General features: G+C 59.4%; 10 protein-coding genes and 4 tRNA genes. 5 read left to right on the top strand and 9 right to left on the bottom strand.

The features are described from left to right. Window positions 1–101 precede the first annotated feature (101 nt). The 4 genes from J5M57_RS13240 to J5M57_RS13255 form a co-directional block, all read right to left on the bottom strand. Entirely contained in the window at window positions 102–881 is a 780-nt protein-coding gene (locus J5M57_RS13240; protein ID WP_064588700.1) for an ABC transporter permease, read from the bottom strand. Continuing rightward, entirely contained in the window at window positions 878–1,810 is a 933-nt protein-coding gene (locus J5M57_RS13245) for an ABC transporter ATP-binding protein (RefSeq protein ID WP_064588701.1), read from the bottom strand. Before J5M57_RS13245 ends, J5M57_RS13240 begins: the two co-directional genes overlap by 4 nt. A 133-nt stretch (window positions 1,811–1,943) precedes the next feature. Next, entirely contained in the window at window positions 1,944–2,567 is a 624-nt protein-coding gene (locus J5M57_RS13250; RefSeq protein ID WP_083368222.1) for a glutathione S-transferase, read from the bottom strand. A gap of 43 nt (window positions 2,568–2,610) precedes the next feature. Further along, complete coding sequence (locus J5M57_RS13255; RefSeq protein WP_207848062.1) at window positions 2,611–3,270, bottom strand: transglutaminase family protein; 660 nt, start codon at window positions 3,268–3,270, stop codon at window positions 2,611–2,613. Between the two features lie 248 nt (window positions 3,271–3,518). Between J5M57_RS13255 and J5M57_RS13260 the strand changes: the two genes are divergently transcribed. Further along, window positions 3,519–5,966 carry an acyl-CoA dehydrogenase gene (locus tag J5M57_RS13260; RefSeq protein WP_207848061.1) on the top strand — a complete coding sequence of 816 codons (2,448 nt, stop codon included), beginning with the start codon at window positions 3,519–3,521 and terminating at the stop codon, window positions 5,964–5,966. 89 nt (window positions 5,967–6,055) lie between these two features. Next, a complete protein-coding gene (locus tag J5M57_RS13265; protein WP_064588705.1) occupies window positions 6,056–6,463 on the top strand; it encodes a PA2817 family protein in 408 nt (135 codons plus the stop codon). A gap of 117 nt (window positions 6,464–6,580) precedes the next feature. Here J5M57_RS13265 and J5M57_RS13270 read toward each other — a convergent pair whose 3' ends face one another. Then, on the bottom strand, window positions 6,581–7,579 hold the full coding sequence (locus J5M57_RS13270) for a LysR family transcriptional regulator (protein WP_025112989.1): 999 nt from the start codon (window positions 7,577–7,579) through the stop codon (window positions 6,581–6,583). A 90-nt stretch (window positions 7,580–7,669) separates the two neighbouring features. On the opposite strand from J5M57_RS13270, the gene J5M57_RS13275 reads away from it, so the two are divergent. From J5M57_RS13275 to J5M57_RS13285, 3 genes are all read left to right on the top strand, one after another. Further along, complete coding sequence (locus J5M57_RS13275; protein WP_169842109.1) at window positions 7,670–8,296, top strand: alanyl-tRNA editing protein; 627 nt, start codon at window positions 7,670–7,672, stop codon at window positions 8,294–8,296. Window positions 8,297–8,385: 89 nt separating this feature from the next. Continuing rightward, window positions 8,386–9,156: a 2OG-Fe(II) oxygenase gene (locus tag J5M57_RS13280; RefSeq protein ID WP_207848060.1), complete on the top strand. Its 771-nt coding sequence runs from the start codon at window positions 8,386–8,388 to the stop codon at window positions 9,154–9,156. A 1-nt stretch (window position 9,157) separates the two neighbouring features. Next, a complete protein-coding gene (locus J5M57_RS13285; RefSeq protein ID WP_207848059.1) occupies window positions 9,158–9,796 on the top strand; it encodes a LysE family translocator in 639 nt (212 codons plus the stop codon). A gap of 378 nt (window positions 9,797–10,174) precedes the next feature. Here the strand turns inward: J5M57_RS13285 and J5M57_RS13290 are convergent. The 4 genes from J5M57_RS13290 to J5M57_RS13305 all read right to left on the bottom strand — a co-directional run bounded on the left by J5M57_RS13290 (window position 10,175) and on the right by J5M57_RS13305 (window position 10,624). Further along, a tRNA-Gly gene (locus J5M57_RS13290) sits at window positions 10,175–10,250 on the bottom strand. Between the two features lie 2 nt (window positions 10,251–10,252). Beyond that, window positions 10,253–10,328: transfer RNA gene (locus J5M57_RS13295), tRNA-Glu, on the bottom strand. A gap of 141 nt (window positions 10,329–10,469) precedes the next feature. Then, window positions 10,470–10,545 (bottom strand) — tRNA-Gly (locus J5M57_RS13300). A 3-nt stretch (window positions 10,546–10,548) separates the two neighbouring features. Beyond that, window positions 10,549–10,624: transfer RNA gene (locus tag J5M57_RS13305), tRNA-Glu, on the bottom strand. Between the last annotated feature and the right edge of the window lie 49 nt (window positions 10,625–10,673).

Below are 10,673 nucleotides of genomic sequence, written 5' to 3' on the forward strand. Positions count from 1 at the left end.
CAAGCCCGCTCCCACAGAATCTGGTTTGCCCGCAATTATGTGAACGACACAAATCCCTGTGGGAGCGGGCTTGCCCGCGATGGCAGCGACACGGTTTTGGATCAGGTCCGCATCCCGCGCCCACTCACCAGCAACCGCGCACAGCCGAAGTACAGCACCACCGTCGCCACCAGCATGAAGCTGATCGCAATGCCGATGCGGATGTCCGACACCCCGAGAATGCCGTAACGGAAGGCGTTGACCATGTGCAGCACCGGGTTGGCCAGCGATACGGTCTGCCAGAACGGTGGCAGCAAGGTGATCGAGTAAAACACCCCGCCCAGGTAAGTCAGCGGCGTCAGCACAAAGGTCGGGATGATCGAGATGTCATCGAAGTTGCGCGCAAATACCGCGTTGATGAACCCCAGCAGCGAGAAGATCGTCGCCGTCAGCACCACGACCAGGATGGTCACGCCCAAGTGATGCACCTGCAGATGCGTGAAGAACAGCGAAAGGATGGTGACGATGACCCCGACCATCAAGCCGCGCAGCACGCCGCCGCAGGTGTAGCCGATGAGAATCGTGTGTGGCGAAACCGGCGAGACCATCAGTTCTTCGATGGAACGCTGGAACTTGCTGCCAAAGAAGCTCGAGACCACGTTGCCGTAGGAGTTGGTGATCACCGACATCATGATCAGCCCCGGCACGATGTACTCCATGTAGGTGAAGCCACCCATGTCGCCGATCTGCCGGCCGATCAGGTTACCGAAGATCACGAAATACAGAACCATGGTGATCGCCGGCGGCAGCAGGGTCTGCGGCCAGATCCGGGTAAAACGCCGGACTTCACGGTAAACGATGGTATTGAGGGCGACGAGGTTGGGGCGGAACTCGGAACTCATACCGCCACCTTCGACAGATTTTTCTCCACCAGGGACACGAACAGCTCCTCGAGGCGATTGGTTTTGTTACGCAGGCTCAACACTTCGATGTTCTGCTGCGCAAGCTGGGTGAACAGCGCGGTGATGCCCATGGATTTGTCGACCTGGACTTCCAGGGTATGGCTGTCGAGCAACCGGGCGGGATAGCCGATCAATTGCGGCGCGGTGTTCAAGTCGTTTTTCAGGTCCAACAGGAAGGTTTCGACGTGCAACTGGCCCAGCAGTTGTTTCATGCTGGTGTTCTCGACGATGGTGCCGTGGTCGATGATGCCGATGTTGCGGCACAGCTGCTCAGCCTCCTCCAGATAGTGCGTGGTGAGGATGATGGTGATGCCTTTCTGGTTCAGCTCGGTGAGGAAGGTCCACATCGAGCGACGCAGTTCGATGTCCACGCCAGCGGTCGGTTCATCGAGGATCAGCAGGCGCGGTTCATGCACCAGCGCGCGGGCAATCATCAGGCGCCGCTTCATGCCGCCGGACAGCGAACGCGACGGCACATCGCGCTTGTCCCACAGGCCGAGCTGGGTCAGGTACTGCTCGGCGCGTTCCTTGGCGATCTTCGCCGGAATGCCGTAGTAACCGGCCTGGGTCACCACGATGTCGAACGTCTTTTCGAACTGGTTGAAGTTGAATTCCTGGGGTACCACGCCGATCGAGCGCTTGAGCGCGGCGGGGTTCTTGTCCAGGTCATGGCCGAAGATGTTCACCGTGCCGCTGGTCTTGTTCACCAGGGTCGAGAGAATGCCGATGGTCGTGGATTTGCCGGCACCGTTGGGGCCGAGCAAGGCGAAAAAGTCACCTTCGGCAACGTCCAGATCGATACCACTCAAGGCCTGGAACCCGTTGCCGTAGGTTTTGGTTAGCTGCCGGATGGACAGAGCGGAACTCATATCGGATTTACGCACCAAGAAGGGAGGAAAGAAACAAATAAGGGCGCACGGCGAGGGAAACAACCGCAGCGCGTGAACGCAATGGTGCTTGCCCCCGCCACACAAGTACAGTCAAGTGTGTCGATAGTAATTATCAAGTCAACGCGGTCATCACCGCTTTCTGATACGCCGGACGCTGCTTCAAGCGTGCGTACCAAGCTTCCAGATAGGGCTGCGAGGCGCGTTCGATGGGCATTTCAAACCAGGCATAAATGAAACTGCCGAGGGGAATATCACCCATACCGATTTCGTTGCCGGACAGATACGGCTGGCTGGCAAGCGCCTGATCGGCCATGGCCAGCAGCGCCGTGCACTCCTTGATCGCGGCATTGATTGCCGGCCAGTCCTGCTGCCCGGCCGGCGTACGCAGCACACCCCAGAACACGGTACGGAACGGCCCGGCGAAACTCGAAGTAGCCCAGTCCATCCACTTGTCAGCGATGGCCCGGGCCTGTGGGTCTGCCGAGTACCACGCACTGTTCGGCGCATGTTTGGCCAGCAGGTAACGCACGATGGCGTTGGATTCCCACAGCACGAAGCCGTCATCTTCGATCACCGGTACCCGGCCGTTCGGATTCATCGCCCGATATTCAGGCGTGTCGACCACACCGAAGGCCCCGCCGGCGTCAATCGCCTCGTAAGCCAGGCCAAGTTCCTCGGCGGCCCACAGCGGCTTCCTGACATTCGATGAGTTTTTCCGTCCCCAGATCTTCAGCATGACCGCCTCTTTTCAAATGCGTGGGCGAGCAGCATACGCCGGATCAGAGGCGGCTTACATCACTGTGCATGTCACCCAACAGTTGCGGCTGGTGATCGCCAAACAGGTGTGGATAGCACTTCTCCAGATGTTCGAAGAAGAAGGTTTCCGGCACATCGGCGAACTGACCGTGATCGACCAGATACTCCATCAACTGCGCGCCGTCGCGGTTGTACGGGTGGAACACGCTGTCATTGATGCCATCAAATTCCAGCGGTGCCACATTGAACAATTCGCAGAGCTTCTGGTTGAACGCCGGCGTGGCTTTGACCCAGCGATCGTTGAGGAACAGCTCGGTGTATCCGTGCATGGCGAACCTATCGCTTTTCAGCAACTCCAGCAGACGCGGGGTCGACAGATGATTTCTAACATCCGCCAGACCAATACGCGCCGGGATCCCACAATGGCGGGCGCAGCCTGCGAGCAGCGTGGCTTTGGGCACGCAATAGCTCTCCCCTGTTGCCAATGCGTAACTGCCGCGCAAGGTCTGCGAATCGCGGCTGAAGGTGTACGGGTTGTAGCGCACTGCCTCGCGCACGGCGTAATAAAGACTGATCGCCTGCGCGAGCGGATCGCGGCTGGCGCCACGCTGCTGTTCGGCGAACTCCACCACCGCCGGGTGGTCACTATCGATGAAGCGGCCGGGGCTCAGATACTCGCGCATGACGTTTTTCTCCTGGGTGAGCCCCGAGTCTAGCGACAGCTCAAGCACAGAGATAACGACGTTTCGGCCAAACATGCACGCGAAGACGCGGGAAGAGCGAACGATTTCCCACGGGCGTTGCCCACCGAACCTACAAACGCCATCCAGGGTTTCCCACGCGTTCAATCACCATGTTCTGACCACCCCGTTTTACAGATGCCGTCTAAGCTCTGGAGGGTCGGTTTGCCTTGGTTCACGGAGGATTACATATGCTGTTGTTGTGGATACTGGTTCTGATCGTCGGTGTGGCGTATCTCGCCCACCGCCGCATCGCCCCGCTGCCCGCGTTGGGCATCGTTGCCATTTACCTGCTGGCGATGGGCATTTTCAGCCATGCCCCGGGTTGGTTGCTGCTGCTGTTCTGGGTCGTGCTCGCGGTGGTTGCCGCGCCGTTGCTGCTGCCTGACCTGCGCCGCAAACACTTCACCGCGCCGCTGTTCAACTGGTTCCAGAAAACCCTGCCGCCGATGTCGCAGACCGAACGCGACGCGATCGATGCCGGCACCGTGTGGTGGGACGGCGAGCTGTTCAGCGGCCGTCCGGACTGGGACAAGCTACTGGCCTACCCCAAGGTGCAACTGAGCGAAGAGGAACAGGCCTTCATCGACGGCCCGACCGAAGAACTCTGCGCGATGGTCAGTGACTGGCAGATCGGCCAGTCGATGGACCTGCCGCCAGAAGCCTGGACCCACATCAAGGAACACGGCTTCTTCGCCCTGATCATTCCCAAGGAATTCGGCGGCAAGGGCTTTTCCGCCTATGCCCACTCGCAAGTGGCAATGAAACTCGCCACCCGCAGCGGCGACCTCGCCTCCACCGTGATGGTGCCCAACTCCCTCGGCCCGGCCGAATTGCTGCTGCATTACGGCACCGATGAACAACGCAATCACTACCTGCCACGGCTGGCCCGTGGCGAAGACATTCCGTGCTTTGCCCTCACCGGCCCGCTGGCGGGCTCCGATGCCGGCGCCATGCCGGACACCGGGATCATCTGCAAGGGTCAATGGGAAGGCCAGGAAGTCATCGGCCTGCGCCTGAACTGGGAAAAACGCTACATCACACTCGGCCCGGTGGCGACCCTGCTCGGCCTGGCTTTCAAGGCTTACGATCCGGAGCATCTGCTGGGCGACAAGGACGACCTCGGTATCAGCCTGGCGCTGATCCCCACCAATACGCCGGGCGTGGAAATCGGCCGCCGTCACCTGCCACTGGGTGCCGCATTCATGAACGGCCCCAACTCGGGCAAGGATGTGTTCATCCCGCTGGACTACCTCATTGGCGGTCAGGAGATGCTCGGCAAGGGCTGGATGATGCTGATGAACTGCCTGTCGGTCGGGCGTTCGATTTCGCTGCCGGCGGTCGGCACCGGCGCGGCCAAGTTCACCAGCCTGGTGACCGGTCAGTACGCGCAGATTCGTGAACAGTTCAACGTACCCCTGTCGGCCTTCGAAGGCATTCAGGAAGCCATGGCGCGCATTGGCGGCAACGCCTGGATGATGGATGCAGCGCGCATGCTCACCGCCAACGCGGTGGATCTGGGCGAGAAACCCTCGGTGCTGTCGGCGATCCTCAAGTATCACCTGACCGAACGCGGCCGCGAGTGCATCAGCCACGCCATGGACGTACATGGCGGCAAGGCGATCATCATGGGCCCGAACAACTACCTGGGGCGCAGCTGGAACGGGGCGCCGATCTTCATCACCGTGGAAGGCGCGAACATCCTCTCGCGCAACCTGATGATCTTCGGTCAGGGCGCCATTCGCTGCCATCCGTTCGTTCTCAAGGAAATGGCCCTCGCCGGACGCGAGGACAAGGATCAGGCGCTGAAAGAATTCGATGGTCTGCTGCTCAAGCACATTGGTTTTGCGGTGGGCAACGCCGCCAGCACGCTGGTGCTGAACCTGGGCTTCGGCCACTTCGAACATGCGCCTGGGGACAGGATCAGCCAAGGTTATTTCCGCGCACTCAACCGTCAGGCAGCGGCTTTCGCCATGCTGGCCGACTTCAGCATGATGCTGCTGGGCGGTGAGTTGAAGCGCCGCGAACGCCTGTCGGCGCGTCTTGGCGATGTATTGAGCAACCTGTATCTGGCTTCCGCCGCGCTCAAGCGTTATCACGACCTGGATTCGCCGGCGCATATGGAGCCGCTGTTCCGCTGGGCCATGGAGGAAAGCCTTGGTCAATCGGAGCGGGCGCTGGATGAGCTGCTGAGCAACTTCCCGAACAAGGTGTTCGGCTGCCTGTTACGAGTGATCGTGTTCCCGTTCGGCCGGCGCCACACAGGCCCTTCGGACAAGCTCGGTGCCGAAGTGGCTGCGGTGATTGGTCGGGCCAAAGGCGATCCGACTCTTGAAGAACTGCTCGCCGGCTGCTATCGCCCGCAGTCCGCCGACGATGCCGTCGGCGCCCTGCAACATGCCAGCGACCTGCTGAACGCCGCACAACCGCTGCACAAGAAACTGCACACCGCGCTCAAGAGCGGTCAGGTCAAACCGGTGGCGGGCGAACACGCCATTGATGCCGCACTGGAGGCCGGGGTGTTGCAACCGCAGGAAGCACAGACCCTGCGCGATGCCGAAGCGGCACGGCGCAAGGTGATCGACGTCGATGATTTCGACAAAGAGGAGCTGAAGCCGGCAGAAGGCAAAGTCCGCTGAGGCTGACCACCGTGTAGCTGTTTATTTGTGAAAAACGGGCGCGGGGGCTTTATACTCCCGCGCCCGTTTTGCTCTTGAGGACTTATCTCGTGTCCAACGTCGTTGCCGATCATCTTGTTTTGCTCGACCACCTGCGCAGTATCCTGGTCGCCGTAGGTGAGGCCGAACAGGTTCCCGAAGAAAGCCATGCCTTGTTCCTGGAGCGCTTCGACGACCTGCTGGCATCCTTGCCGATCGATCCGATCGAAAGTCAGTACCTGGGCCAGGACATCCTGTGCCAGGTGATCACCCGTTACCCGCAAATTGCCCACTTGATCCCGCGGGATCTGCTGTGGTTCTTCGCCGGCGACTGCCTGCACTACCTGTCCGATGAAGAAATCGACCTCTATCAGGCACTGGAAGAACGTCGCTACGAAGCCGAACAGAACGACGAACCGTTCGACTGGAATCAGGAAAAACAGCTGCTGGCGATGTCTGCCCAGGACAGCAAGCACTGATTTAATGGTTTGAAGATCAAAAGATCGTCCGAACGCGGCCCGAGCCGGCGGCAGCTCCTACAAGGATTGTGTAGGAGCTGCCGCCGGCTCGGGCCGCGTTCGGACGATCTTTTGCATTTAAAGCAGCCCCTCGCTCTCCGGTAATTCATACGCCATCGCCAGATTGTTCGGCGCCCCCGCCTTCCCCGGCTTGCTCAATGTCGGCTCCTTCTCCAGGCACTCCACCAGATAATCGATGAACACCCGCAGCTTCGGCGGCAGATAACGCGTCGGTGAATGCAGCAGCCACAGCCCACCGTGGTAGGAAGCGAGGAATGTCCACTCGGGCAACACCTGCACAATCAATTTCTGCTCTAACGCATAACGCGCGGTGAAATACGGCAGGCTGCCGATACCGATGTGCTGCAATACCGCCCCCAACCGCACGCCGGTATGGTTGGCGGCATAGCGGCCGCGCACACCGACTGTCACGGCTTTGCTGCCCTTCTTGAATTTCCAGCGCGCATCGCTCGGCGTTTCACCTAGATAAATACAGCTGTGATTGAGCAGGTCATGCGGATGTGTCGGTGTGCCGTGTTCGGCCAGGTATTGCGGGGTGGCGCAGAGCAAATGGTCGATGGTCAGCAACTGGCGCCCGACCAGTCCGGCCGGCGGACGGTCAGTGATGCGAATCGCCAGATCGACATGATCGTCAATCAGATCAACCTGCCGGTCCTCCAACAGCAACTCGACATCGACCTTGGGATAGCGCCGCAGAAACTCGGGCATGTGCGGATGAATCACGAAACGCCCGACGGCTTTCGGCACGCTGACCCGCACCAGTCCTTCCGCCTCATGGGTGAACTGGCCGCTGATCTCCATGACTGACTTGGCGGCGCTGACCATCTCCTGACAGCGCTTGAACACTTCTTCGCCACCGTCACTCAAGCGCAGTTTGCGTGTGGTGCGCTGCAACAGACGCGTGGCCAGGGCCTTTTCCAGGCGGGAAATGCTGCGACTGATCGCGGACGGCGAAGAACCCAGCTGGCGAGCGGCCTCGGAGAAACTTCCGGTCTCCACGACCTTGACGAAAATCGCCATTTCACCCAGCAGTGGCAACGGGAGATTGATGCTCACAGCGCACAAGTCCTTTGATGTTTGAACGGATTATCACGTTATTACACGATTCATATAATAAAAAAAGAAACTTTAATAAGGGCATGGAATATGACGCTTCGCCTCTTTTTCCATAGTGATGACCTCAAGGCTAATGTGGAAGTCCTCGACTGCACGCCCCACGAGAACGAATTCGCCGTGGTGCTGCGCGCGACGCTGTTTCATCCGCAAGGCGGTGGCCAGCCCTGCGATACCGGCTTGATCGGCGAAAGCCAGGTGCTGCGCGTAGTTCAGGAGCCGGACCGGATCGTTCACTACGTCGACCGTCCGGTAAAACTCGGCATGACCTGCATCCACGTCGATGAGCAACGTCGCTGTTACAACACCCGCATGCACTCGGCGGGGCACCTGATCGGGCACTTTGTGCAGGCCCTGGGCTGGACGCCGATCAAGGCACACCACTGGCCAGACGAAGGCCGGGTGCAATTCAAGCCAGGCGATGCCGCGCAGGAGGTCGACGCGCCCACCGTTCAACACGGCATCAATCAGTGGATTGAACACGATCTGCCACGCCTGACCTCGCTGCGTGAAGGCGCGCGGGAAATCGGCTTTGGCGAGTTGCCCGCCTATGGCTGCGGCGGCACCCATGTACGCAGCCTGAAGGATTTGGGCACAGTCACGATCGCCTCCCTTTCGCAGAAGAAAGGCACGCTATCCGTCCACTACAGCGTGGATTAAGCATCTCGGGCGCTGCTCCGCGCAGCGTCCGACGCCGGGGAACCGCACTCGCCGGTTCCGTTGACTATCGATAGATGGACCTAAAAACAATGATGCTAGACGTCGAGCGTCTCGATGAGACGTGCATAAAAAAACTGGCCAACGAAGAAGTCCTCGCCATTCGCGTCAAAGGTTTTTTGCCCGAACCGCTGGCGATCCAGATTGGCGACAAGATTCTTGCTCCGGGCTTCGAAGGCTACATCAACGCGCCGAGCATAGGCCGCATCGGCATGGCGTTTTACGAGGCGGAAAACCAGCCTCTGCTGATCGAGGACTACTTCGAACGCGCCACCAGCAACATCGCCGAACTGCGCAATCGTTGTGCGCCCTACTCCTCCCCGGTCGACACTTTGCGCTGCATGCTCGACGAATCATGGCCGGCCGGTGCGCATCTGGAAAACCTCTATGGCCGCAAGATGTATGTCGGCCTGTCGCGGGTGGTCAAACCCGGCGTGTGCTTCCTCGCCCACCACGACATTTTCGCCAAGGACGCCCCGGACAGCTTCCAGGCCCGCAGTCTGGAGGCGCAGTTTGCCTGCAACGTCTACCTGAACATGCCGACCGAGGGCGGTGCGTTGCAGGTGTGGGACGACGACATTACCCCGGATCAATTCGACGAAATGCGCGGTGACAGCTACGGCATAAACCCGGCACTGCTCGGCCCGCCGACCCTTGAAGTACGGCCGGAGCCGGGCGATTTCATCATGTTCAATTCGCGCTGCATGCACTCGGTGACCCCCGGCGTGGCGGATCCGCGGCTGAGCCTTTCCTTCTTTGTCGGCTATCGCGGCAACGCTTCACCCCTGACCTTCTGGAGCTGAGATGTTATCGAACTACCTGGGCGAGTTTCTGGCGCTGGCTACCATTCACTTTCTGGCTGTGGTCGCACCCGGCCCGGACTTTGCCGTGACCATCCGTCAGAGCGTGCGCTTTGGCCGACTGGTGGGCATTTGCACCGCACTGGGGATCGGTGCAGGGATTTCCGTGCACGTTCTCTACACATTGCTCGGCGTTGGCGCGCTGATGCACACCACACCGTGGCTACTCACCGTGGCCAAGGTGATCGGCGGCGCGTACATCTTTTACCTCGGCATCAGCCTGATTCGCAGTAAACCGAAGACTACGCTCGAGGGCGAAAAAAACACCGACGATTCGCTGGTCGAGCAGTCGTTGTTCAAGGCGTTCAGCACCGGTTTTCTGACCAATGCCACCAACCCCAAGGCCACGCTGTTTTTCCTGGCGATCTTCACCACCATCATCAGCGCCAGCACCCCGCTGGAAATACAGGCCCTGTACGGTATCTGGATGTGCTGCGTGAATGCGCTGTGGTTCGTGATCGTCGCGCTGTTTTTCTCCAGCAGTAAAGTGCGCTTGCTGTTTATGCGCATGGGTTATTGGTTCGAACGCAGCATGGGCGTGATCCTGATTCTGTTCGCCGGCAGGCTGGTGTTGTCGATGTAAACGCTGCGCTCAAACAAAAGGCCCGATCAGTTGAACACTGTTCGGGCCTTTTTCGTTTGTGCGTCGATTTTGCATTTCTGTGCGACGGACCTCACTTCAGCCCCCCCTCAATACCTTCGCGGTGTCAGTTTGAAAGATATTTGTTTTAACTTTCGAACACTTCCGATCAGTTCCTGCTGGACCTGCAGATCGTCACCGAAATGATGGGGCGTGTCGGCCAACTGCCGAAGCTCTGATGAGGTACGAGCCCCGCTGTTCAGGCGGACCCATTACTGAATGACGCAAAAATAAAAAAGAACCGAAGGTCCTTTTTTGTTGCGCGACAAATACCGCACAAACAAAAACGCCGATCATCACTGATCGGCGTTTTTGTGAAATTGGAGCGGGAAACGAGACTCGAACTCGCGACCCCGACCTTGGCAAGGTCGTGCTCTACCAACTGAGCTATTCCCGCAATGGCGTCCCCTAGGGGACTCGAACCCCTGTTACCGCCGTGAAAGGGCGGTGTCCTAGGCCACTAGACGAAGGGGACACGCTACCCGGAACACATGGTGTGTGTTTCGGTGTCCAGATCCGCATCCGAAGACTGGGGTCTGGTTTCACTCAGCTCTGCCCGAAAGCAGTGCTGTTTGGAAACAAAACGCCGCTCATTACTGAGCGGCGTTTTTGAATTTGGAGCGGGAAACGAGACTCGAACTCGCGACCCCGACCTTGGCAAGGTCGTGCTCTACCAACTGAGCTATTCCCGCAAATGGCGTCCCCTAGGGGACTCGAACCCCTGTTACCGCCGTGAAAGGGCGGTGTCCTAGGCCACTAGACGAAGGGGACACGCTACCCGGAACACATGGTGTGTGTTTCGGTGTCCAGATCCGCATCC

Source organism: Pseudomonas sp. 86_A (assembly GCF_017491705.1).
Taxonomy (GTDB): Bacteria; Pseudomonadota; Gammaproteobacteria; order Pseudomonadales; family Pseudomonadaceae; genus Aquipseudomonas; species Aquipseudomonas koreensis.